This window comes from Allobosea sp. 01N443, from assembly GCF_056399325.1.
Map to the genome: position 1 here is coordinate 19074 of NZ_JBFTRC010000059.1, position 22827 is coordinate 41900.

Below are 22827 nucleotides of genomic sequence, written 5' to 3' on the forward strand. Positions count from 1 at the left end.
AACCGCAGCAAGCGGACCAGTCCTGGGAGGACACTCATGAAGACGCTGCTACTGGCCGGAGCCCTGACCGCATTCGCCTGCACGACCGCCGCCGAGGCGCAGGTGAGCGACGATGTCGTCAAGATCGGCGTCCTGACCGACATGGCCGGAGTGACGGCCGATATCACCGGCAAAGGCTCGGTCGTCGCGGCCGAGATGGCGGTCAAGGAGTTCGGCGGAACCGTGCTCGGCAAGCCGATCCAGATCGTCACGGCCGACCATCAGCACAAAGCGGATGTCGGCACCACGGTCGCGCGGCAGTGGTTCGACATCGACAAGGTCGATGCGATCGTCGACGTGCCGAACTCGGCGGTGGCGCTGGCGGTGCAATCGCTGGCACGGGAGAAGAAGCGCATCGTGATGTATTCGGGTGCCGGGACGACGGCGCTGACCAACGAGCAGTGCTCGCCTTACGGATTCCACTGGACCTATGACACCTATGCCGTCTCGCGCGGCACTGCGTCGGCGGTCGTCAAGGCCGGGGGCAACACCTGGTTCATGCTGGCCTCCGACTACGCCTTCGGTCATCAGCTGCAGAAGGACGCGACCGACGTGGTCGAGGCCAATGGCGGCAAGGTACTCGGCGCGGTTCGTCATCCCCTGAACAATGCCGATTTCTCCTCGTTCCTGCTCCGGGCCCAGGCCTCCGGCGCGAAGGTGATCGGCATCGCCAACGCCGGCAACGACACGGTCAATGCCATCAAGCAGGCCGGCGAGTTCGGTCTGGCCGAGCAAGGCCAGTCTCTCGCGGCATTGATCTTTTTCCTGCAGGACGTACACAGCCTGGGGCTGAAGGCGACGCAGGGCACGTATCTGACCACGGCGTCCTACTGGGACATCGATGACGCCTCGCGCGCCTGGTCGAAGCAGTTCATGGAGCGGACCGGGATGATGCCCTCGATGCTGCATGCCGGCGTCTACGGCTCCGTCCGGCATTACCTCAAGGCCATCAACGAGGCCGGCACCGACGATCCCGACAAGGTTGCCGCCGCGATGAAGGCGATGCCGATCAACGACGCTTTCACGAAGGGGGCGACGATCCGCGCAGATGGCCGCGTGCTGCGCGAGATGTATCTCGCCCGTGTCAAGAAGCCGGCGGATTCCAAGGGGCCGTGGGATTATTTCGAGATCGTGCGAACGATTGCGCCGGAAGAAACCGTCTGGCCGCTCTCCCAGAGCAAGTGCCCGCTGCTTCCGAAATAGCTGCGGGCGGCCCGGCGACTGAAGTCACCTCTATTGTAATTGAGACGATGCACCTGTGGGCCTTGCCAGCCGGTATCGTCCCGCTTCGGTCGTCGGGGAATGTCGGGGGACGGCGTCGAGCGAGATCGTGAGCTCGCTCAGCGCGCGCGCAAGGCCCGGACCACATTTGCGGCCCGCCGCAGCGTGGTCACGGCAGCGCCAGCCGCGATGAGCCAGAGAGCGAAGACCAGGACCTCGTTATGGCCGCGCCAAAGCGGCTCCAGGAGGGACAAGACGGCCGCTGCGGTGATCACCGCCATGCGGTGCTGCTTGGCCATCGGGCCCGAGAAATCGGCCGGCAGCCCGCAGGCGCGACCGAGCTCGCGCGTGTAGGCGGTGAGCACCGCGAGGGCGGCCGCCGCCCAGCCCAGGGCCGGGATCCCGGCCCCGTAGCCGGCGCCGACGAGAATGAGGATATCGGCGACGCGATCCGGGAACTCGTTCCAGAACGGTCCGTCGGGGGCCTGCTTGCCGCCTTCGATCGCCACCATGCCGTCGAAGAGGTTGCAGAGCAGCCTGAGCTGGCAGAACAGGGCAGCCGCCAGGAGCAGGGCGGCGCGCAGCCCGGCATCCGCCAGGYCCGCAAGCCAGAAGCCGGCGCCGGCAAAGGCCGCCATCGCCATGCTCGCCATCGAGATCTGGTTCGGCGTGATCGCGGMCGCGCTCAGCCTGCGCGCGATCGAGCGGGCCCAGCCCGCATCCCGGCTCGCGAGCGGGCGTCGATTACCGTCCTCTGCCACGGTTCAGGCCCTCCTGCTGCGCCAGAGCGAGAAATTGTAGAGCGCCGCATAGCTGGTCGCGACGGTCCACGGCACCGCGATCGTCCTGGCGATTTCCGGCGTGCCACCAAGCGTATGGATCACGGTGAGCAGGCTCGCGGAGACAAGCCCGGCGATCAGGGGCGGAGCCAGGAGGGCCGCGAGGCCGGAGAAGCGCCTGGCCAGTTCCTCGATGCCGCGTTTCAGGAGCAGCGTGATGAGCGCCGACAGCGCGCCCTGGATCAACCCGGCCTGGAGCGGCGCCGGCATCGGATGGGCGCGGTTGGCGAATGCCGCCCAGCTCCCCATCGCGACAAAGGCGAAGGCGATGTGCACGAGGCTGCTTCGCATCAGGCTGGTGACGGGAAGTGTCATGTGGTCGACCACCCCCAGCGGACCAGGTGAAAGAAGATCGGCGCCGAGAACACCACGGAATCGAGCCGGTCGATGAACCCGCCATGGCCGGCGATCAGGTGGCCCCAATCCTTGACGCCGCGATCGCGCTTGATCRCCGACATCACGAGCCCGCCGAAGAAGCCCATCAGGACGATGACGAGCGACAGGAAGGCCGCCTKGAGCAGCGTGAACGGTGTCATCCAGGACAGGGCCGCCCCCACGGCCACCGCGCTCAGCCCGCCGCCAATGAAACCCTCGACCGTCTTCGAAGGCGACAGGTTCGGCGCGATCCTGGTGCGGCCGAGAAGCTTGCCCCAGACATATTGCAGGACATCGCTCATCTGCACGACGATGACGAGATAGGCGATCAGGAGCACGTTGCGCTCCTCGAAGCCGGGAATGTCGAGGCTCAGCAGCGCCGGCACATGCGACGTGCAGAAGACGCAGATCATCAGCGCCCACTGCACTTCGGCGATGCGCACGAGAAAGTCGTCCGTATCGCCACGCAGCGCGGCGATGATCGGCATCAGCAGGAAGGCGTAGACCGGGATCAGGATCGAGAAGAGGCCGTACCAGTCCATCCAGATGAGATAATATTGCAGCGGCAGCACGACGAAGAAGGCTACCGCCAGCGCCCAGTGGTCGGCGCGGTGCGTCGTGGTCAGCGTGATGAATTCACGGAAGGCCGCGAAGGAACAGAAGGCGAAGAGCAAGGTCACGCCGGCCTTGCCGCCGATCAGCGCCAGCCCCATCAGCACGATCATGACCCACCAGGCACGGATCCGGTGGTTCAGGTTCTCGATCACGGCATGCGAGCCATCAGGCGACAGCCTGCGCTCAAGCACGTAGCCGATCGCAGAGGCGACGATGAGCACGCAGAGCAGGCCGGCGAGCACCGCCACGAGATCGGGATGCGGCATCGTCATGGCGCGCCGGCCTTTGGCGAGAGGGCGAGCAGGGCCGCTTCCGCCCGCGCCAAAAAATCCCTTTTGGTCTCGCCCTGGGCGATCTGGAGCGCGGCCCCGAAGGTGACCGTGCAGATCAGGGGTATCGGCACGAACTCGCCCTTCGGCATGACGCGGTTGAGATTGTCGATCCATACCGGCACGAGGACGATCTCCGGCCGGGCGCGCGCCAGGTGGAAGAGCCCGCTCTTGAAGGGCAGGAGCGGGGCAGGGGTGCTGTTGCGCGTGCCTTCCGGGAAGACGATCAGGGAGGAGCCGGCATCGAGCGCATCCGTCATCTGGCTGATCGGGTCGTTCGTCCGGCTCGGACGCTCGCGGTCGATCAGGACGGCGTTGAAGACATCGCAGCCGATGAAGCGCCGAAGACGGCTTTTCAGCCAGTAGTCGCTCCCGGCGACCGGCCGGCTCGCCAGGCGCAGGCGGCGCGGCAGCACCGTCCAGATCAGCACGAAATCGCCATGGCTCGCGTGGTTGGCGAAGTAGATCCGCTGCTGGTCGCTCGGCGCCACGCCGTGCCATTGTCCGCGGACCGCGGTGAGGAAGCGGGCAAACAGCAGAATGAGCGTGCCTGCCAAGCTTATCCCAGCTMCGCGCATCTCAATTCCCAACCACGTCTTCCTGCTGACGTAGCGCTCAATCGCGCCCCTGTCGACGGCCGGCGTCGATCGGGCGGAGCTGCCACTCGCTCACCACGGCTCGCGAAGGGGGCGAACCGCATGGTTGGGCGCAATCAGGAAGCCGCGCGATCGGCAACAGGCCCCCTCGGGATTAGTGCTGACGTCAGCTACGGTCATGGATTGTCCGGAGCCTGATCCATGATCTGGCAAAATCCCCTGCAATACCGGCACAGATGGAACTCAGATGGCACCTGACGTGAGCACGACTCCTCGCCGCGGCACCACGGGTCTGCGCCAGTTTCTGGATCTCGAGGAGCAGCGCGATTGGATCGAGGGCAAGACCGACTTGCGCGACGCTGACGAGCGCTCGGATTCCCTCGAGCTGCGGTTCAAGTACGTCACGCGATTTCAAAAGCTGCTGCGTCGCCCGCAGGCACAGGACGCCCTGGAGATTCTCAGGCTCTACGGCCAGAACTGCATCCCCATCCCGCGCAGGACCGAGCGTTGCTACTGGTCGGTGTCTTGTCTGCCGTCGACATCCGACAAGCCGCTCGTCCGCGTCAATGCGAGCTGGATGGAGTTTTTCACCCTCTATGCGGACGGGGAGGGCATCCGTGCGCGGTTTTTGGTGCATCTTTCGGATTTCGCCACGGACCAATCTCCTGCACAGGGCCAGGTGGACGAACTCTTTCTCGAGCGCTGCGTCACGACGCCAGAGGATGTCAGCTATTTCTTCCCGCGTGGCGCAGACATCTTTGGCATCAATGTGCGGGGCTCCGCCTCGATCCGCAGTTTCCTTGCGGCGCGCCGCGTCCTGGCTGCCATTCGAACCTTCAATCTGACGCATATGAACCGAGGGCGGAACGCCTACCAGGCAAGCCACTGCTACAGCCTGGCGGATTGCATGCTGGCAGATTGAGTGGCGCTCGGAGGGCCGCCAGCCTGGCGAGGCGACCGGATCGCTCCGCCGTTGCGGCCGCGATCCACGACCGCGGGCTGATGGCGACAGGCTGACCAGCCGAGCGGCCGCTCCTCGGCGGCGCAAGCCAGGCCCGAGCCACGGCCACGCCATGAGAACGAAGGCAAGGTGGGACGTCGAAATGGCATCGCGGCTCTGCCAGCCTCCTTGGTCGACCTGGCGTTTGCGCAGTGGCTGGTGTCGGCTCAGGCCGCGCGTTCCCAGGAAATAGGAGATGGCCCGAACCGTGCGGGCTCAGCATGGAGCGGCGAGCGTCCGCTTCCGGGTGGTCATCCGGCGTCCGTAACTGGCGCGAGGTCGACGGGGCGCTGCGATGCGAGCGCAACGACCGAGATGGATGGGAAGCAGACCTCGGCTTATCGCCAGGAAGCCGACATTCGGGTAGTTTTGCTCCATGCCCGGAGTGAAGCGAAGGGTCATATGGCAACGGCAGAGCGTAAGCGGGATTAACCGGGATTACGAGTGGCATGGCCAGATGCCGCGTTATCGATTCCGCCGTTTAGAAATGGATGATAAAAGTCTTTTGCGTCTACGACGCCCTGAATCCAAGTTCTCTGGTGAAGCAGCCTTCGCCGCTGGTTTCGCCGGTTCGAAAAGCTGACCGCATTCGTTTGGTTTGATGCAGGTCAAAAAAATAGTTCCCTGCTTAGCTATAAATGGTCCGAGCCGCCGAAAGCGCAGCGCAGTGATGAACGGTCTTGGCAAAACAATTGCCCCGCAAGGCGGAAAGTAGGATTCGACAAGGTTAAATTCGATGGAATGACGGTCGCCCCCTCCTTCGCTCTCGATTTGGYAGAAAGCCATGTTTAGTCGGCCATTATCTTCGGGCATTATCTCAGATTCCGTTGAGTTATTGCCTAATTCTCTGTTCAAATTCGTATTTAGAATTGGCGGCTGGCATCAATTGTGGGTATCGCTAATCTCTGTTGCGGTATTTCTGTTGAATACCGCGCCGATCGAGCTCCAGAGGAGAGTGATTGATACCGCCGTCAAGGGCGGACCGATCAGGTTGATTCTACTACTCATCGCCGCTCAAGCCGCCATTACAGTTTGCTTCGGCCTCCTGAAGCTCCTCATGAACCTCTATCGGGCCTGGATTGGAGAAAGCGCCGCCCGTGCCCTTCGCGTTGCGATCGAGGCTCGACTTGCAAATCGGTCCGCCGAGGCTCGGCAAGGCGGCAGCGACGCTATCGGGCTGTCTATAATAATAGCGGAAAGTGATGACGTCGGCCTATTCGTCGGCTCCAGCGTAAGCACGCCGGTCGTGGAAATTGGATTCCTGATTAGCGTATTCACCTATCTTGCAATTCTGGAACCACGACTGGCCATGGTCAGCGCGGCCATTCTCGCGCCACAGATCCTCATTGTGCCGCTGATACAACGTGCGATCAATGCGAGGGTCGAAGGTCGGATAGTGCTTCTACGAAAAGTGGGAATGGATATTCTTACCATAAGCAAGGCAGACGAACTGATCCCGAGAAAAGACGATCTGAATATAATATTCCATCTCAACATGGGTATTTTTGCACTGAAATTCTCAATGAATTTCTTTATGAATCTTACAAATAGCATAGGAAATCTAGTAATTCTTGGGCTAGGGAGCGTTCTTGTCGTTCGCGGGCAGACAGAGATCGCCACAGTCATCACCTTTCTTTCGGCGACGGGGAAGGTCGTTGATCCCTGGAATGATGTGGTCGACTGGGCTCGTAGTCTGGCCGTTTCGTCGGTGAAATATGATCTGATCGTTAAAGGGTATGCGCGGCTTGGCTTGGCGCAGGACGCATTGGACCATCCATGAGTGGCAGGCATCATCCGCCATGCCGCGGCCGGCCCTTCGGGGGCACTGCTTGATCTGACGCAGCGCCGAGCAGTCACCCCTGTAGCAAGATTGGCAATTCGTTGCCGATCGTCAGCATTTCAAACCGCAGAGGTGGCCCATGAAAACCACGATCAAACACACTCCGGAGTCGTGCCGGTCGGACGCGCCGACTTTCACGATCGAGACCGTTGAAGACTACGAACTCGCAAAGCGGCGCATCAAAACGCTCTCGGTGCAGGACGGGAGCAGTTACCGCGAGTCAGTAGCGCTCAAAAACGCGATCGGCGTATGGGAAAGGGAGCACCCTGACGTGATCAAGGAACCGCGGCGATGAAGAGCGCTGCCTAATAGCGCTGCGGGTGCCGCTAACCAAGGATCTGCTCAGGCTACTTGATTCCCGGACAGCATCGTCGGGGGCCGCCAGGGGCCGCGGTCGGCGCTCGGCCTCCGTCGACCGTTAAGCGGCATCGACAGCCAGACTTCCTGACTGGACTTTTGCAAGAGTCAAAATGTGGCCAACTCCGGTCGCCGGACATTGATCGGCTAATGTCTCACTTGGGTCGACTCCGGAAATAGCGATGACGCGCCGCCTATGTCTCGGTGGGAATCGGACATCCGGCATGCGATGGAATCGGMCAGGATCAAAATCTGACCAAGGCAATCAATGTCCCTAAGCTCTCGTCTGGTCGGCATTCGGATGCCCGCGGTCGCTCTGCGTTCAACAACGGGGCGAAAGGTCGATCTGGCGTCACTGCCTGGAGGACGCACGGTGATCTATTGTTACCCTCGGACGAGTGACCCGGGGAAGCCTGCGCCTACTGGCTGGGATGTCATTCCCGGCGCTCGAGGCTGTACCCCGCAGGCCTGCGCATTTCGTGACCATCATGACGATATGGCTCGCGTTGGAGCGACCGTGTTCGGTCTCAGCACCCAAGCAACCTCCTATCAGCAAGAGATGGCGACACGTCTGCACCTACCCTTTGAAGTGCTGAGCGATGAGGACTTCCAGTTGACGGATGCGCTGTCGCTTCCAACTTTCGTCGCGGACGGAATGCGCCTCATTGAGCGGTTGACCTTGGTCGTCAAGGACGGAGCGATCGAACACGTCTTGCATCCGGTAACCAGGCCCGAAAAGAGTGCGGAAGACACGCTTGAATGGCTGTCAGCGCAACAGGTTTAGTTTCGCTTTGGGGCGGGAACCGAAGTCAGGCGAGACCTTTGGCAACGTCTGCTTCCGGGTCTTGCATGGGGCCGCTTGTTGCGCGATCGGGAACAGTCCAACGGCAAAGGCCAGGAGCAGGAAGCCACGTCGCTCCGGCTGCAGGGCCACCCGAACCTAAACCCCCAGCAGCTCGTCATAGGGAATGATCCGCAGCATCTGCTTCACCCGCATGGCGTCGAAGCGGAGTTCCTTCGGCGGGTTGTATTGGGAGACGACGATCGTCTTTGCGCCGCGTGAGACCAGGGTCTTCACGTAGACCGGGCCGGGCTCGCCATCCTCGTCGGAATAGAGCTCGAGCAAAACCTCGTCGCCGATCTCGGGGCGGCGGCCGTCCTCGTCGGCATAGATCTTCTTTCCCGCGCGGTAGAGCGGGTACATGCTGTTCGTGATCAGGTTGACCGCGAAGGCGCGCTTGCGCCCGGCCAGCGCCGGCGGCCGCGTCGTGCGCTCCAGCACATCGCCGTTCAGCCGGAAATCGCCGTCCTCCTCGCTGCCGCCGACCGCCGTGCCCATCACGGGCAGGTCGCGCGCGCCGCCGAGCGGCTTCAAAAGCTCCGGCTGGCCGGCGATCGCGGCATTGGGCTCGGGCTCGTCATCGCCCGCCATCAGGGCGCCATCCAGGATCAGGTGCTTCAGCCCGACGGCGGCGAGCACGCTGGTCAGATGCTTCGAGCGCCGGGTCTGGCCGTCCTCGATCTTCTTGATTGCGACCTGGGAGACGCCGATGCGCCGCGCCAGCTCGGCCTGGGACCAGCCAAGCGCGTTGCGGGCATCCTTGATGAGCGGGCCGAGTTCCATAGGGCAATCAATAACTTAGGATATCGAGAACGTCTCGATAACTTTTGTGATTGACTAATCATAACTTAAGTTATCAATATGCGGCATGAACCCAGCCGCTCACCCAACCTCACCCCTCACAGCCACTCAAGTGGCGCCAGCGACGCCAGTCGCGCCAGCGACGCCCGTCGTCTCCATCACGCCAGTCGCTCCCTTCACGCCCCGCGATCTCCTGCGTCGTGAAATCGACCGGGCCGGTTCCGAAGCCAGGCTCGCCACTGCCGTCGGCTGTTCGCAGGTCGCGATCAACAAGGCCAAGCGCGCCGCTTCGGTCTCGCCCTGGATGGCGCTCCGGCTCGAGGCCGCGACCGGCGTTTCGCGCCAGCATTGGCGGCCCGATCTCTGGCCGGCCGATGGCGTGCCCTCTACGCCGCCTGAGCCCGCCGTGCCCAGCACCCGTGCGCAGCCTGGCCGCATCGCCCGGTTTCGCCGGGCCTGCGAGGCACAGCTGGCCTTCCCGCTGGACAGGGGGCACCCATGACCGCTCTCCCGATCAAGGGCTATGCCAGGGAGTATGGCAGCGCCGAAGAGATGCTGGCGGCCTATCGCGCCAGGCAGGCCCTGCCGTGGAAACAGGCGGCAAAGCCGGAGGAGCCGGTGCCGGCTGCGGGTGCATCTGCAGGGCCCGGGCTCGATGTCCGCGCCGCCAGCGAGGCGAAAACCCGCGAGGCCAAAACCCGGGAGGCCGACGCGTCGCAAGACGGGACGCAGCCCGGCGCCGTGCCCTGGGCCGTGGTGCGCAACCAATACCGTCTGCACCATGCCAGCACGCCGCTGCGCGGGAAGATGCAGGCCGGCGCGATCATCGCGGCCGTCGCTGCCGAGACCGGCATCGCCATCGATGCGCTCAAGGGCGAGCAGCGCGTCGCCCGGATCGCCGGGGCGCGCCAGCTCGCGATCTGGCGGGTGGCTGATGAGACCGAATTGTCGCTCTCCGAGATCGGGCGGCTGTTCCACCGCGACCACACCACCGTGCTTCACGCCATCCACGTCATCAATCAGCGCCGCGGCGCGGATGTGCGCGGCTATGGCGGCGTTCCCGTTGCCCGGACCGAGGGCAAGAAACCGGCGAACCGGGCGCCCGGGCGTGGAGGCACGCGATGAGCCGGGCCTGGATGCCGCTCTATGTCGCCGATTATCTCGCCGATACCGGCCATCTCAGCGCGGCCGAGCATGGCGGCTATCTCCTGCTGATCATGCATTACTGGCAAAATGGCGGGCTCCCTACCGAGGACCGCCGGCTGGCCCGCATCGCCCGGATGTCGCCGGCGGAATGGGGCGCGAGCCGTGACACGCTGGCCGATCTCTTTGCCGAGGACTGGGTCCATAAGCGCATCGATGCCGAACTGCAGGCGGCAGCCGAGGCCAGCGGGAAGGCCAGGGCCAAGGCCGTCAAGCGTTGGCAGGTCCAAGCTGCGGCAGATGCTGCGGCAGATGCCGCAGGAGTGCCGGGGCATGTGCCGGAGGCATGCAAATCACAATCACAATCACAATCACTAATTCAATCACCCCCAGCCCCCAGGGGGACTGGGCGCGCCAGGGCGCTTCCTGAGCACCGGGAGATCGAGGCTGCGCTCGGCGCCGTGCTCTCGAAGGAGCAGGCTCAGGCCGTCATCGCCCATCGCCGGACGCTGAAGAAGCCACTGACGCTGCATGCGGCGAGACTTCTGGCGAACCAGCTTGCCCTGGCCGCCGAGCCGGACCGCGCCGCGGATCTGATGATTTTGCGGGGCTGGCAGGGTTTTGCGCCGGAATGGGGCGTCAATGCCGGGCTCGCGCTTGCCACCCCGCCGGACCAGTCCGGGAGCGATGCCGGGGCCGGCGTCAGGATCTCGCCGGTCGACGATCCCGAAGCCTGGGATGCCTGGCGGCAGGCGAGGGGCGGCAGGCCGCTTCCGACCGACAGGACCGGCTGCTGGACCGTGCCCAGCCGGCTTCCCCCGACGACCCCGCAGCCAAGCGAGCCAACAGCATGACCGAGACACAAGTACCGCCAGCGGGCGTCGCCGCACGGGTCGCACCAAGCCCCCAAACCCCAGCAGAGCAAACCCCAGCAGAGAAAGACGAGACGATGGCACGCGCAGGACGCAAACCCCGCACGGATGTCGGCCGCTACCGCAATGGCCGGATCAGGAATGCCGAGCGGGGCGAGCGCCCCGAGAAGATCATGGCGGTGGCGCTGGCGCAGCCGCACCGCAAGGGAAATGCCTCGCCGATGGCCGGCTATGCCTTTGGCCGGATGTTTCTGGGCGGGATGATCGACCGGCGCCAGTTCGAGGCGGCCGAGACGGTGACGCRCCGCTTCGTGCGCTATCATCGCCACATCACCGACAGCCTCCCAAAGCTGCCGAGCATGGTCGCCGAGCTGGTCGCGGGCACGACAGGCGAGGGGCCTGAACTCGACGTCGAGACAGTCGCCAAAATCCGCTCGCAGTATCGCGAGCTGCAGGACGCGCTGGCCGATTCCGGCCTGCACCATGACGGCAACGCCATCCTGATGCGGGTCTGCGTGCTCGACCGCGACATCACCGACCACGCGACCATGGGCATTTTCCGCTGCGCGCTGAACGTCATCGCGCATCGGCTGCGCTTGAGCTGATGCCGTAGCTCACGGTGGCGAGCTGCGCCCGGACCAGCGATGGCCGGGCGCCTTTCCGTTTCGGGCAGAACAAGGATGCCGCCACTGCTTACAGGTGCGCCGTGGCGTCTGCTTCAGCCCACAACCATCCCCGACAGGTTTACGGGGCAAGCCGGCATCGCGCCGGCCTCGTCGGTTCTTTTCAGGCTGCAACCCGCAGCTTCAACCMGAGCGCCTTCATCACGCCCATCAGGGTTGAAAGGCGAGGGTCTCCCTTCTCGCTGAGCGCACGATACAGGGCTTCGCGCGTCACGCCCGCATCCTTCGCCACCTGGGTCATGCCGCGCGCCCTCGCGACCTCGCCAAGAGCCTTGGCAAGAAACGCCGGGTCATCCTCATCGAGGGCGGCCTCGATATAGGCGAGCTGCTGCTCAGGGGTTTTGAGATGCTCCTGGATGTCGAAGCGGGTCGTTTCGAGGGGCATGTCTCAGGCCTCCTGTGCCATGCGCTTTGCCTTGGCGATATCCGCCGATTGGCTGCTCTTGTCGCCGCCGCACAGCAGGACAACGATCGTCCTGCCCTGCTGGATGAAATAGACCCGATACCCCGGCCCATAGCTGATCCGCATTTCGCTGACGCCTTCGCCGACCGGCTTGACGTCGCCAAAATTGCCGTCCTCCATCCGTTGGATGCGCGTCGCAATTCGCAGCTGAGCGTTGGTGTCGCGCAAGGCCCCGAGCCAGCTGGAGAAGATCCTGGTCTGGCGGACTTCGAACATTCGTAACTTATAAGTTACGGCGCGATGAGCGTCAACGGATCGGGAAACAAGGGCTGCAGTCCCGCCGCGAGCGAGGCGAGCGAGCCGACAGGATCATGGCGGTGGCGAGCTGCGCCCGGACCAGCGATGGCCGGGCGCTTTCGCGGTTCAGCCCCGGATCATCCAGGCGAGGTCGAGCGCGTCGGAGCGCACCGAGGCGGCCGCCACCGTGGGGTTTTCCTTGCAGACGGCGCATTGGAGCGAAACGCGTTCCATCGCCAGGGCGTGAAGGGTGTTGACCTCCTCCCCATCGGCCCCCGTCTCGATCTCCTGCACGGCTTCCGGGCTCAGGCCGAACTCCAGGGCAAGGTCGTCCTGGCTCAACCCGCAGGCCTGGCGAAGAGCGGCGAACTCGGCACGGGTCATCGGGCAACCTCGCTTGGGGCGGCAGATTCCGGGCAGCGCTGCAGCCGGGGAGGCGACCGCCCGGCTGAAGGAGCATACGAAAAAACCGGCGACCGGTCAGGCGATCAAACGTGCCTTGCGTCCTGTTTCGACGAAGACGCTCTAAACTATCGGAGTCGAGCACGTTTTCTGCGTTCGGACGATCTCGTCGAAACGCAGCCTGAGCTAGGCCTTGTCGACAAAGCTGCCGTCCTGACGATGCATGGATTTGCCTGGGAGCGCGATTTCGCCACGGAAAACGGTCGCGACCCTGCCCGTCAGCCACACGCCGCTTCCAGCCTTCCAGGAAACACCCACGCTTCCACCATCACAGATGACCTCGACTTCCTCGTCGACAAGCCCACGGCGGATGGCCGCCACGGCCGCGCCGCAAGAGCAAGATCCTGACCCCGCCGGCACGCCTCCGCCTCGCTCCCAAATGCGCAGCCTTATGCGCTTCCGGTCCAGCACTTGAACGAAATGGAAGTTGGTTTTTTCAGGAAACAGARGATGGTGTTCGATCTGCGGCCCTGCCGACCAAGGGTCGATCGCCGAGAGATCATCAACGAAAAACGTGCAGTGCGGATTGCCCATGCTGCAAGCGGCAGGCTCGCCATCGAGCGGCAATCGCAATGTGTCGCAAGGCTCGGCGAGGGGAATGTCGCGCCAATCGAGCTGAGGTGCGCCCATATCGACGCTGATAGGCCCGTCCTGTGTCGACAGGCAGCGCAACACGCCTCGCTCGGTGCGCAAGGTCGTTTCCTGGCTCGCGGCCTCCTTCATCATCAGGTGAGCGACGCCGCGCGTTGCACTGCCACACGCACCCAAGGTCGTGCCGTCTGGATTCCAGAAGATGAGACGAGCGGCGGCATCGTCGCAGGGAAGCACCACCGCCAGTTGGTTGAAGCCGACGCCGCGGTTCCGGTCGCCAAGGAATCTCGCGACATCGGCATCAACCGGATTGGGGCTCGTGCGTGCATCGACGACGACAAAGTCWTCACCGTTGGCATGCATCTTTACGAAGCTGAGAGTCATGCGCTTTCCCAGTCAAATCCGACGGTGCAGCCATGCGCTGCCCAGACCCCGGCATTGAACGTGGGCTGCCTGCCCAAGGCAATAACGGCGCGTCTTGACGCACGGCTGACATGTCGATTCAACGCGTCGTCCTGGCGGAAGCCTTGGGCGAGCGGATCGGTCTGGCGGAGGATGCATGGGCGCTGGTCGCGCCTTTGCTGCCGGCTGAGCGCGGGCGTGGCTGCCGACCCGCACAAGATAACGGCCGGCGACGAGGCCCAGGACGTTGGACCGGCGCGGGTGATTTGCGGCCGCGCCAGGAATGACCGGCGCTTCGGCGTTCCGGTCTCGCAACCGTGCGACCCTGACTGAAGTCTCACATGCACGATGCGCCGGTCTTCCCTCGCCGATCTCGGCTTTCAATGCTCCGTCGCGGGTGAGYGCGACAAATGGGTGCAGTCCAGCCCGCGTTATCTCCTGGCCAACAACGTCCCCGGAGTTCCCGAGGCAACGATCACAAGGCTGAAGCAGCGCTGAGCGGCGCGGCGCTCCCCTCCATGGTCGGGGCCCGAGAACCTCCGCCTCACGGCACCGCGATCAGGTGGATGAGGCCAAGCGAGGTCGCCGCGAGCGCCAGCAGCGAGAGGATGACGGCGGCTGCGACGCGGGGGCCGGCCCGGGCGACGGAGCGAATGTCGACGCCGAGCCCGAGCGCCGCCATCGAGATAATGGTCAGCAGGTTCGCGATGGTCGCGAGCGGCGCAAGCAGGACCGCCGGAATCAGCCCTGCCGAGCGCAGCGCCGCCAGCACCAGGAAGCCGAGGATGAACCAGGGCACGATATGATGCGGCGCGATCCTGTGCGGGGCAGGGCGATCGCCAGCCGTCACGTGAGGTGCCGGCGCGTCCGTTTCCGCGCGCAGCCGGCCTGACAGCAGCGAGAGCACGAGGATGACGGGGCCGAGCATCAGCACGCGCACCAGCTTGACCAGGGTCCCGATCTGGATCGCCGCCTGGCCGGCTGGCGCCGTCGCCGCGATGACCTGGGGCACGGCATAGACCGTCAGGCCCGACAGGATTCCGAACTGGTGAACGCTGAGGCCGAGCGCCGGGATCAGGAGCGGCAGGCACAGCACGACCGCGACCCCGAGCACCGCGGTAAACGCGATCGAGGCGGCGACGTCCTCGCCATCGGCGCCGATGACCGGCGCGGTGGCCGCGATGGCTGAATTTCCGCAGATCGAATTGCCGCAGGCGACGAGGATGGCCATGCGCTGCGGCAGTCCGAGCAGGCGGCCGATGCCGTAGCTCAGCCCGATCGCGACGAAGACCACGGCGGCGATGCCAAGCAGAAGCGGTGCGCCGGCGCTGGCGATCGTGGCGGCGCTGAGCGACGCCCCGAGCAGCACGACCGCGACCTCCAGCAGCGTCTTCGCGCAGAACGAGATGCCGGCGCGCCAGCTTCTGGCGGGGCTCCAGAGCGACCGGACCAGGGTTCCCAAGAGAATGGCCAGCACGAGCGCCTCGAGCCAGGCGCGCTGGAAGAAGGCGGTCTCCAGATGCTCGACGGCGAGAGCCGCCCCCGACACGGGCAGGCAGAGCAGAAGGCCAGGTCCAAGGCGCTTCAGGCTGCCGGGGATCCGGCCGGTTGAGCTCGTTTGATCGTGGATTTGCAGCGTCATGGCGGCACCTGGCAGTTCGATGCGCCGTGTCTGGGCTTTTTCATTAAAGCAATCCAACATGTTGTTTGTCTTGTTTCGATCGATCCGATCGATCATTCCTACCGCGGGCTCCTTTCGGGCCGCGCAGGCCATCCGCGCGCTTCTCGGAGACGCGCCCGCCGCAATAGCGCGCGCAGCCGCAGGGATGACGGGGCTCGCGAACCAGGGCGCCGGTTGAAAGCCGCTGCGGCCTATGCTCTGACCGGCGCAGGAGGAAGGGTTTCATGCTTCGCCATGCCGCAATCATCGTCTCGCTCGCACTTGCCGGGTGCCAGGCCGCGAGCGACGCTTCGCCGGGGCCGCAGCGCACCGCTGTCCGGCCAGGCGCCGGCAATGCGACGCTCGAGGCGCTGGCGAACAGGGACGCCGCCGCCTGCATCCGCGAATCCAACAAGGCGGCGGCGAAACCGGTCAGTGGGGCGAGGGGCACCGGCGCAGACCAGGCGACCGCCCGCCGGAGCGACGCCATGAAGGCGGTCTATGACGACTGCATGGCCAGGCGCGGCTACGCCACGCCGCCGGCGTGAGTGGAGACGCCCGGCAGCGCTCCGTTGGCTCAGGCCGAAAGTGATACACAAAAATCGCATACAGGGGCTTTACATGCGTTTTTTGTGCATGCTATGCCTTTATTCAAGGTGGTGATTTGCGCCCGGGCCAGGGATGGCCGGGCGCTTTTGCGTTTCAGACCGCGCGCATTCTCTGCCGGTCCGCCAGGTCTTTGCGAGCCTCCGGCGCAACGTGCTCACATTAAGTATCTGAACTGGGAGCTGTTGACCCACACCCCGATTATGCCATGGTTCCTCCAAGGGAAGCTTGGGGGATTATGGTGGCTGAGCAAGAAGTCCCCGCGATGAGCAAGCAAGAATTTGCTGTCGCCTATATCGACAACTGGGCCCGCGCGATCCGCCATACCGGCAAGATCCTGGTCGACCTGATCCCAAAAATCTACGACACGGCCCGGGTGCTGCGGATCATCGGCGAGGACGGCAGGACGCAGGAGATCRGCGAGCGCCTGGAAACCGTGCTGCCGCCCGAGATCCGCGCGCTGAAGGCGCAAAAGGCGGGCAGGCCGCTGCCGCAAGCGATGCAGCCGCCGCCGCCCGATCCCGCGCAACAGGCGGCGCGGCAGATGGAGCTGGCGACGCGCGAGGCGGAGCTGGTGGCCAAGCAGGCGGAGGCCCGCCGCAAGCAGGCCGAAGCCGGCAAGGCCGAGCTGGCGCTGGAGGCTGCGCAGGTTGCGCAGATGCTGGGGCGGGGGGGCGGGGGAGCAGGTGGCTGAGCCGCAGGCCGACCCGGCGCTCGCCGGCATGGCGCAGGCGATTGTCGAGCTTCAGGGCGTGGTCGGGGAGATCGTGCAGGCGCTGCAGGGGGCGCCGCCGGGTGAGGTGTCGGCGAGTACGCCGATGGGTTCTGGCGAGCCTATTGGGCTGGAGCCTGAACTGATGGCGGGCCTGATGCCGATCAACCAGCCGCCGCCCGCCGGGGCGGCGCCTTTAATGGCGGAACCACAGGGCCAGCTCCCGCAATTCTAGCCGCTTCGGGCGGGCCTTCGCAGGGTGCGGATGTGGCGGCGTTGACCGCGAAGCTCCCGATCGGGCGGCATTTCGGAGGCGAGGCGCCCGACGCGACGAGTGTCCCAGTTGGGAGTTCGTGGAGCGCCTCGCGGTGTTGCGATCGTCACCTCTAGACATTGAGAGCTGCCATGAACCTGCCGTTCGCATTGGACTGGGTTCCTTCTTGACAGTCCACAAGCGGCCAAGTTGCTCCGCGGACGAGATCGCGAGAGCCGGACGCCGCCCATTTCAAGCGTAGTGCGAACGCTCCAGGTCGCAAATTTGCGAGCTCAAGCACTTACCGTCTGCCCAACCTTCACCTAAGGTGTTCGTGGATTCGACACAGCACTGTCTTGACGCGACCCGGCGCGCAGAACTGTGACGGACACGCAAACGACCGTGGGGGAGCGGACGAATCTCTCATGGGTTCGAAGCGAGTGATCAATTAAGGCAGCTATGGCTCGTAGTGATCTTCTTATTAATCTCGTTCGCGCTGGCGCGGTCGGCGATCGTGAGGCGGTGCGCTCCACGGCCGAGGCGTTGGTCGCAGATGAGCGGGCTAAGAAGCACTATATTGTTGCCGATCGTCTACAGCGGGCCCTTTCGGCTGTACCGGTCACGCCGCCCGCGTTGACCGCCAGTTCGCAGCACCTTAACCCCGTCAATGGTCGCGAAGCCATTCTAGAGGTCACAGCTCGGCTGCGGCTCGATGATCTGTTGCTCCCGCTTCCCGCTCGGCAGAGCGGTGGTCAGCTTATCGAGGAGCACCAGCGCGCCGATGTTCTGCGTGCCAATGGCTTTGAGCCCCGCCACCGTGTCTTGCTTTCCGGACCACCTGGTAACGGCAAGACCTCGTTTGCAGAGGCCATTGCCGAAGGACTTGGTCTGCCATTCTACGTCGTGCGCTATGATGCGTTGATCGGCAGCTATTTGGGTGAAACCAATGCTCGGTTGCGCAAGCTCTTCGACTATGTACGTACGACGCCGAGCATCTTGTTCTTCGACGAGTTCGATGCGATTGGCAAGGAGCGCGGTGACACCCACGAAACGGGCGAGATCAAACGGGTGGTATCCTTCCTGCTGATGCAGTTGGATCAATTGCCTAGCTACGTTGTAGTTATCGCGGCCACCAATCATGGCGAGTTGCTGGACCGTGCGGTGTGGCGCCGCTTCCAGATGCGCTTGGCTATACCGGCGCCGCACCTAAAGGAAGTGACGGTTTTCCTTGATCGCATCTTGTCCGATTGGCCGAATACGCCGAAGATGACTCCGGCGAGAATCGCCGCCCGGTTGGGCAAGGTCAGCTATGCTGAGGCGCTCGATTTCTGTCAGAACGTAAGACGACGCCAGATTTTGGGGTTGGGGGAGATGGCTATTGATGACGCGTTGCGAGCCGAACTTGACTTGTGGGTTTCGCGAGTAACGCCAGAGGTCATCAATGCCGAGCGATCCGACGAAGCCACTCCTGAGGCTGACGCCGCAACCTGATCAACCGCGTCTACTTGGACGGCCCGCATACGTCCCACCTCCTGACTCATTTCCGCGCGATCGCCAGACGGGGACTTTCGGTCCCAAATTTACCCGATTGGCGGAGGTTCTTGCGCGCGGTGCCAATGCGCTTGAGCTGCGCGCCGATCCGTCCGGACTTGCGCCTGAACGATTGCTCGTCTTCGAAGTTCGAGGCTCGATCGGCGCGTTCGCCAACGCCGTACAAAATGTCGCCGGGCTCGAACTTGTCGATGAGGAAGAGCTCGAGACCGACGAAGGCGACCAGCAGCCCTATGCTTATCTGCTCGTTCCGGACATCGTCGCGCTACGCAATCTCGAGTCCCTCTGGCGCCGTTGGCAGAATGGCCAGTTAGTCCGAGGCGAAACACCTTGGGCGAATGTATTCGATCTGCTGAGGGACTTACGGCCTTGGGGGCCGCTTGATCGCGTCAGTAGCATCGATGCAAGTTTTCTCGCTGTTGTAATCGATGGCCGTGACGATGAGGAGTTGGTTAGGCTCGAGGTTGAGTTGGTCTACCGCGAGCGGGAGGCCGTAGCGAATGAGCAGGAGGCGAATGTCCGGGCGGCTATTATCGGTCGCGGAGGAGCGGTCGTCACTCGCGCCCGCATCGGCGACATCGGCTATCATGCACTATTGGCGGACATTCCGGTGCGAGCGGTCCGGGAGATCTTGGACCGACGTTCCGAGGGCATTGCCGGCCTCGAGCCGGTCTTACACATTCGACCCCAAAGCGCACCGACCACGATCGAAATCKCCGATGTGGCTGAGGAACGCGAAGCCGCCGCAGCGAGACACCCGCTGGGAGACCCGATCCTCGCGCTGCTCGACGGGGTCCCGGTCGCGGCCCACCGCTTACTCGCAGACCATATGGATCTCGACGATCCCTTTGGCCTCGAGCCTGAGGCGCTAGTAACCAGTCGCTCTCACGGCACGGCGATGGCGTCGCTGATCGTGCATGGCGATCGCAACCAGGCGGAAGCAGCGCTTCCGCGTCGCATCCACGTTGTACCGGTGATGGGCAACAATGACGAATTTCCAAGCGATCGGCTGATTGTCGATCTCATCTATCTGGCGGTCGTTCGATTGCGCGAGCAGCGCCCAAACGTAATCATTGTGAACCTGTCGCTGGGCAATCGGTTTCGGCCCTTCCACGGGCAATTGTCGCCGTGGGCTCGCCTTCTCGACCGTCTGGCGGGCCGCTTCGGCTTGCTATTTATCGTCAGCGCCGGCAATGCGACCACTGACTTCGGTGTGCCCGCTTATGCAACCGGGTTCGACTATGAAGTCGCAGACGGGAACCACCGCGCAACGTCGATGATCGGTGCGCTCCACGCGCTCATCGGCGAACGCCGGATATTCTCTCCAGGCGAGACTGTGAACGGGTTAACGATCGGCGCGTCCAATCGGGATGCCGTACCGCCTGCTGAGCGCGCTCTCGCCCGAGCACTTATCGACCCCTATCCTTTGCATGAGGCGGCGAATCCATCGAGTACACTTGGGCCTGGTTTTGCCCGATCAGTGAAGCCCGATATCTTGATGCCGGGCGCGCGCGAGCATATGCAGATCGTCCGCAACCACGCTCATATCGAAGTGCGTCCTGGGCGGGCGTCACGCGGCGCGGGCCTTAAGGTCGCGGCGCCTCCCGCGGGGGGACGGGAGAACCTCGACGGTTATACTAACGGCACTAGCGCGGCGGCTGCCCTAGCGTCGCGCACCTGCCATCAGATTCACGACGCGCTCGAGGCGAGTTACGGCGAGCATTCCTTTTGCTTCCGCCTATCGAGCGAGCGGTCTTGCTGAAGGCCTTGCTCGTTCACCCTGCACGCTGGCCTCGCAACGTCGCTGACCTCATCAAGGCGACGGTGGGGCCATGGGGCCGCGGCCAGGCCAGCAAGCAGAAGGATAATATCCGCCGTTTCATTGGCTTCGGCTGCGTCGATGCCACGGATGCGGTGGCCTGCGCGGCGGATCGCGCCACTTTCTTCGTAACCGGCAGCCTGCGGAACGATCGAAACGTCACGATCGAGGTACCCGTGCCTATCGCCATGGGTGGCAAAGCGCGCCCGCACAGTCTATCGGCAACTCTCGCCTGGTTCACGCCGGTCGCGCCCGGTCGCAAGAGCTATCGCACGTGTCGCCTGAAAATTCTGAAACCCGCGTCAATCGGCGAGCTTGGAGTGAGCAGCCACAGTTGGCAGCCAGACGAAAACCAGACGAACCGGGGAACAATCTTCTCTCGATGCTGGGATGGGAGCGATGCCCCTGTCGTCGCTGCTGATATGACCATTCCGTTGATCGTACAGCGCGATCCGGACCAAGGCACCCCGATTGACGAGCCCGTGATCTTCGGCTTGGCCGTCACACTGGCCATGCCCGGCGAGGTAGCATTGTACGACGAAGTCTATGCGCGCGTGAGGCCGCCGATCCGCGCTGCCGCGCGGCCTTGAGTTCGGCGCCATCAGGATGCTGTCGCGGTAGACGCCGTCGCGCTTCCAGTCGCGCCGGCGCCGCCCTTCAATCTGGAAGTCGAGCCCTCGTAGAGGGCACACGCCGTCGCGTTGTCGTCGAGAAACCAGGTTGTGAGCCGATGGCCGGCATGATGCCGATGGACCAACCCTGCCTTCGGGCGCGCCCCGGACACTGGCTGGTGATAGACATCGAACGCCGTGGCGTCCCTGGTGGGGACGGGCTTCGGACAGGCAGCGGTATGAGCCACGCAAAAGGGAATGTGCGCGACAATTCGGGCGCCGTGATACGGCCGCCGATCGCCTGGGCGATCGCGGTGCTCGTCGGGCTCGGGCTCGAATGGCTCTCTCCGCTGCCATTCCTGGCGCCGGAGATGCCGGCGGGCGCGCTCGGCGGCATCCTGTTCCTCGCGGGCCTCGCCCTGCTGATCTGGGCGGCAACGACGTTTCGCCGCGCAGGGACGCAAATCCAGACCACCCAGCCGACGACGATGATCGTCGAGGCGGGGCCGTACCGTTTCACGCGCAACCCGATCTATCTCGGCATGGTGCTCGGCCTCATCGGCCTCGCCGTCGCCTTCAACAGCCTGTGGCTCTTCGTCCTGCTGCTGCCGTTCTATCTCGTCATCCGCTACGGCGTGGTCGCCCGCGAGGAGGCCTATCTCGATCGGAAATTCGGGGACGTCTATCGCGCCTACAAGGGCCGCGTCAGGCGCTGGCTGTAGCGAGGCACGGCGCTGAGAAGGGCCCTCTCTCAGGGGTCCTTGCTCGTTTCGCTTCCGACAGTCGCTTGCGTCAGGCCGCCTGGGCGTGTCCGGGCACGACCACCGCCGACAGCGCGATGCCGATGGCCTCCGGGTCGTCCTTCAGCGCACCATCGGCGAGCGAGACGACGCCGACGAGGCGCTTGTCGCGGTTGACCACCGGCAGGCGCCGCACCTGGAGTTCGCCCATGTTCTGCGCGACATCGTCCATGTTCTCGTCTTCGAAACAGTATTTGACGTCGTGTGTCATGATTTCGCGCACAAGCGTGTCATGGCCGCGCCCCTCGGCGACGGCGCGGATGACGATGTCGCGGTCGGTGATCATGCCGACCAGATGGTCGTTGTCGCCGACAGGCATGAAACCGATATCTTCGGCCGCCATGCGTCGGGCGACCTGCAGCAAGGTCTCGTCCGGTCGGGCGATCTGGGCGCCCCTGGTCATCACATCCGATACGATCATGGTCTGAACCTCCATTCCTTCGGGGATAGACTTCGGCAGGCCGTTCGGCTGATCCTGATTGCAGGCGATCGCGCGTCGGGACCGAGGACAGGACGGGTTGCAAAGACGATCCGCTTTGCGCATGTCCTGCTCCGGCGGCACTCCCCAGCCAACGAAGTACGCGGGCGAGGGTTCCCGATGGCGCCTTGAGAATATCGCTTAAGGGATGGCCGCCGCAGCTGCCGCGCGCCCCTGGCCGGGATGGCTTGCGAGCGGGGCCATGCCGGGGGCTCAGGAGTTGAAGCGACCTCAATCGACCTGCGCGTCTCCTCGTGACCTGCCTGTGCAACCGTGGCGGGAGAACGCTTCGCGAACCTGCGTTCGGCAACCGGAACAGAGGGGGAATCGAGGCTGCAGAAGCCGACCAACGTCGCATGAATAAGCCGAGAAAGGACCCGCCGCGGGYACGCGCTGCCGCGAGCCGGGCCTCCGTCCAGCGGGCGGCGGCCGAGGCGCAGCCGGGTCAAGGCAAGCTGGATCAAGGCAGCCATGGTATGGTGCGACAGGCGGTCGCCGTGATCCTCGCCAATCCCGTGATGATCGAGGCCTACCGGGCCGGCATTCCCGGGAACGGCAAAGCTTTCCCCGATGGCGCCAAGATGGCGAAGATCCATTGGAACCCGGCAAAGAACCAGTACTTCCCGGACAC

General features: G+C 64.2%; 27 protein-coding genes and 1 pseudogene. 17 read left to right on the forward strand and 11 right to left on the reverse strand.

Annotated features, from left to right (window positions below; translation table 11 throughout):
- Positions 1-36: 36 nt before the first annotated feature.
- Positions 37-1242: an ABC transporter substrate-binding protein gene (locus AC1DRP_RS16280; protein WP_441492813.1), complete on the forward strand. Its 1206-nt coding sequence runs from the start codon at positions 37-39 to the stop codon at positions 1240-1242.
- 137 nt (positions 1243-1379) lie between these two features.
- On the opposite strand, the gene AC1DRP_RS16285 is transcribed toward AC1DRP_RS16280, so the two are convergent.
- The 4 genes from AC1DRP_RS16285 to AC1DRP_RS16300 are packed head-to-tail and all read right to left on the reverse strand — an operon-like array spanning position 1380 to position 3975.
- Positions 1380-2021: a CDP-alcohol phosphatidyltransferase family protein gene (locus AC1DRP_RS16285; RefSeq protein ID WP_476768981.1), complete on the reverse strand. Its 642-nt coding sequence runs from the start codon at positions 2019-2021 to the stop codon at positions 1380-1382.
- Positions 2022-2024: 3 nt separating this feature from the next.
- Positions 2025-2414 (reverse strand): hypothetical protein, encoded by a 390-nt coding sequence (locus AC1DRP_RS16290; RefSeq protein WP_476768982.1) that lies wholly within the window; start codon positions 2412-2414, stop codon positions 2025-2027.
- Positions 2411-3361, reverse strand: coding sequence for a phosphatidate cytidylyltransferase (locus tag AC1DRP_RS16295; RefSeq protein ID WP_476768983.1), 951 nt, complete (start codon positions 3359-3361; stop codon positions 2411-2413). Before AC1DRP_RS16295 ends, AC1DRP_RS16290 begins: the two co-directional genes overlap by 4 nt.
- Positions 3358-3975, reverse strand: coding sequence for a lysophospholipid acyltransferase family protein (locus AC1DRP_RS16300; RefSeq protein WP_476768984.1), 618 nt, complete (start codon positions 3973-3975; stop codon positions 3358-3360). Before AC1DRP_RS16300 ends, AC1DRP_RS16295 begins: the two co-directional genes overlap by 4 nt.
- A 286-nt stretch (positions 3976-4261) precedes the next feature.
- Here AC1DRP_RS16300 and AC1DRP_RS16305 point away from each other — a divergent pair, with 286 nt between their 5' ends.
- The 4 genes from AC1DRP_RS16305 to AC1DRP_RS16320 all read left to right on the forward strand — a co-directional run bounded on the left by AC1DRP_RS16305 (position 4262) and on the right by AC1DRP_RS16320 (position 7995).
- The gene (locus AC1DRP_RS16305; protein ID WP_476768985.1) at positions 4262-4936 is read left to right on the forward strand and encodes a hypothetical protein; all 675 of its coding nucleotides are present in this window, start codon (positions 4262-4264) and stop codon (positions 4934-4936) included.
- An 862-nt stretch (positions 4937-5798) separates the two neighbouring features.
- Entirely contained in the window at positions 5799-6794 is a 996-nt protein-coding gene (locus tag AC1DRP_RS16310; RefSeq protein WP_476768986.1) for a 6TM ABC transporter family protein, read from the forward strand.
- Positions 6795-6933: 139 nt separating this feature from the next.
- Positions 6934-7149: a hypothetical protein gene (locus AC1DRP_RS16315; protein WP_476768987.1), complete on the forward strand. Its 216-nt coding sequence runs from the start codon at positions 6934-6936 to the stop codon at positions 7147-7149.
- 363 nt (positions 7150-7512) lie between these two features.
- Positions 7513-7995 (forward strand): peroxiredoxin, encoded by a 483-nt coding sequence (locus AC1DRP_RS16320; protein ID WP_476768988.1) that lies wholly within the window; start codon positions 7513-7515, stop codon positions 7993-7995.
- Positions 7996-8151: 156 nt separating this feature from the next.
- Here AC1DRP_RS16320 and AC1DRP_RS16325 read toward each other — a convergent pair whose 3' ends face one another.
- Positions 8152-8835 (reverse strand): helix-turn-helix domain-containing protein, encoded by a 684-nt coding sequence (locus AC1DRP_RS16325; protein ID WP_476768989.1) that lies wholly within the window; start codon positions 8833-8835, stop codon positions 8152-8154.
- A gap of 130 nt (positions 8836-8965) precedes the next feature.
- Between AC1DRP_RS16325 and AC1DRP_RS16330 the strand changes: the two genes are divergently transcribed.
- From AC1DRP_RS16330 to AC1DRP_RS16345, 4 genes are all read left to right on the forward strand, one after another.
- Complete coding sequence (locus tag AC1DRP_RS16330; protein WP_476768990.1) at positions 8966-9355, forward strand: hypothetical protein; 390 nt, start codon at positions 8966-8968, stop codon at positions 9353-9355.
- Positions 9352-9978 carry a helix-turn-helix domain-containing protein gene (locus AC1DRP_RS16335; protein ID WP_476768991.1) on the forward strand — a complete coding sequence of 209 codons (627 nt, stop codon included), beginning with the start codon at positions 9352-9354 and terminating at the stop codon, positions 9976-9978. Before AC1DRP_RS16330 ends, AC1DRP_RS16335 begins: the two co-directional genes overlap by 4 nt.
- Positions 9975-10850, forward strand: a complete 876-nt coding sequence (locus tag AC1DRP_RS16340; protein ID WP_476768992.1) for a YdaU family protein — start codon at positions 9975-9977, stop codon at positions 10848-10850. The genes AC1DRP_RS16335 and AC1DRP_RS16340 overlap by 4 nt, the downstream gene beginning before the upstream one ends.
- A gap of 95 nt (positions 10851-10945) precedes the next feature.
- Positions 10946-11473, forward strand: a complete 528-nt coding sequence (locus AC1DRP_RS16345; RefSeq protein WP_476768993.1) for a hypothetical protein — start codon at positions 10946-10948, stop codon at positions 11471-11473.
- Between the two features lie 181 nt (positions 11474-11654).
- Here AC1DRP_RS16345 and AC1DRP_RS16350 read toward each other — a convergent pair whose 3' ends face one another.
- From AC1DRP_RS16350 to AC1DRP_RS16370, 5 genes are all read right to left on the reverse strand, one after another.
- Entirely contained in the window at positions 11655-11936 is a 282-nt protein-coding gene (locus tag AC1DRP_RS16350; RefSeq protein WP_476768994.1) for an addiction module antidote protein, read from the reverse strand.
- Positions 11937-11939: 3 nt separating this feature from the next.
- On the reverse strand, positions 11940-12230 hold the full coding sequence (locus AC1DRP_RS16355) for a type II toxin-antitoxin system RelE/ParE family toxin (RefSeq protein ID WP_441507610.1): 291 nt from the start codon (positions 12228-12230) through the stop codon (positions 11940-11942).
- A gap of 147 nt (positions 12231-12377) precedes the next feature.
- On the reverse strand, positions 12378-12635 hold the full coding sequence (locus tag AC1DRP_RS16360; protein ID WP_441507609.1) for a helix-turn-helix domain-containing protein: 258 nt from the start codon (positions 12633-12635) through the stop codon (positions 12378-12380).
- Between the two features lie 204 nt (positions 12636-12839).
- Positions 12840-13688: a diaminopimelate epimerase gene (dapF, locus tag AC1DRP_RS16365; protein WP_476768995.1), complete on the reverse strand. Its 849-nt coding sequence runs from the start codon at positions 13686-13688 to the stop codon at positions 12840-12842.
- 562 nt (positions 13689-14250) lie between these two features.
- Complete coding sequence (locus tag AC1DRP_RS16370) at positions 14251-15348, reverse strand: YeiH family protein (protein ID WP_441507606.1); 1098 nt, start codon at positions 15346-15348, stop codon at positions 14251-14253.
- Positions 15349-15611: 263 nt separating this feature from the next.
- Between AC1DRP_RS16370 and AC1DRP_RS16375 the strand changes: the two genes are divergently transcribed.
- The 7 genes from AC1DRP_RS16375 to AC1DRP_RS16405 all read left to right on the forward strand — a co-directional run bounded on the left by AC1DRP_RS16375 (position 15612) and on the right by AC1DRP_RS16405 (position 21640).
- Positions 15612-15914 carry a hypothetical protein gene (locus tag AC1DRP_RS16375; protein ID WP_441507605.1) on the forward strand — a complete coding sequence of 101 codons (303 nt, stop codon included), beginning with the start codon at positions 15612-15614 and terminating at the stop codon, positions 15912-15914.
- Between the two features lie 323 nt (positions 15915-16237).
- The gene (locus AC1DRP_RS16380; protein ID WP_476768996.1) at positions 16238-16666 is read left to right on the forward strand and encodes a portal protein; all 429 of its coding nucleotides are present in this window, start codon (positions 16238-16240) and stop codon (positions 16664-16666) included.
- Positions 16659-16919: a hypothetical protein gene (locus AC1DRP_RS16385; protein WP_441507603.1), complete on the forward strand. Its 261-nt coding sequence runs from the start codon at positions 16659-16661 to the stop codon at positions 16917-16919. The genes AC1DRP_RS16380 and AC1DRP_RS16385 overlap by 8 nt, the downstream gene beginning before the upstream one ends.
- Positions 16920-17396: 477 nt before the next feature.
- Positions 17397-18428, forward strand: coding sequence for an AAA family ATPase (locus tag AC1DRP_RS16390; RefSeq protein WP_441507602.1), 1032 nt, complete (start codon positions 17397-17399; stop codon positions 18426-18428).
- 97 nt (positions 18429-18525) lie between these two features.
- Complete coding sequence (locus AC1DRP_RS16395) at positions 18526-20250, forward strand: S8 family peptidase (RefSeq protein WP_476768997.1); 1725 nt, start codon at positions 18526-18528, stop codon at positions 20248-20250.
- Complete coding sequence (locus tag AC1DRP_RS16400; RefSeq protein WP_476768998.1) at positions 20244-20897, forward strand: hypothetical protein; 654 nt, start codon at positions 20244-20246, stop codon at positions 20895-20897. Before AC1DRP_RS16395 ends, AC1DRP_RS16400 begins: the two co-directional genes overlap by 7 nt.
- Positions 20898-21157: 260 nt before the next feature.
- Positions 21158-21640 carry a methyltransferase family protein gene (locus AC1DRP_RS16405; RefSeq protein WP_441507600.1) on the forward strand — a complete coding sequence of 161 codons (483 nt, stop codon included), beginning with the start codon at positions 21158-21160 and terminating at the stop codon, positions 21638-21640.
- A gap of 70 nt (positions 21641-21710) precedes the next feature.
- On the opposite strand, the gene AC1DRP_RS16410 is transcribed toward AC1DRP_RS16405, so the two are convergent.
- Positions 21711-22139 (reverse strand): CBS domain-containing protein, encoded by a 429-nt coding sequence (locus AC1DRP_RS16410; RefSeq protein WP_441507599.1) that lies wholly within the window; start codon positions 22137-22139, stop codon positions 21711-21713.
- A 548-nt stretch (positions 22140-22687) separates the two neighbouring features.
- On the opposite strand from AC1DRP_RS16410, the pseudogene AC1DRP_RS16415 reads away from it, so the two are divergent.
- Positions 22688-22827 (forward strand): annotated as a pseudogene (locus AC1DRP_RS16415) (cytochrome P460 family protein); the annotation flags it as partial.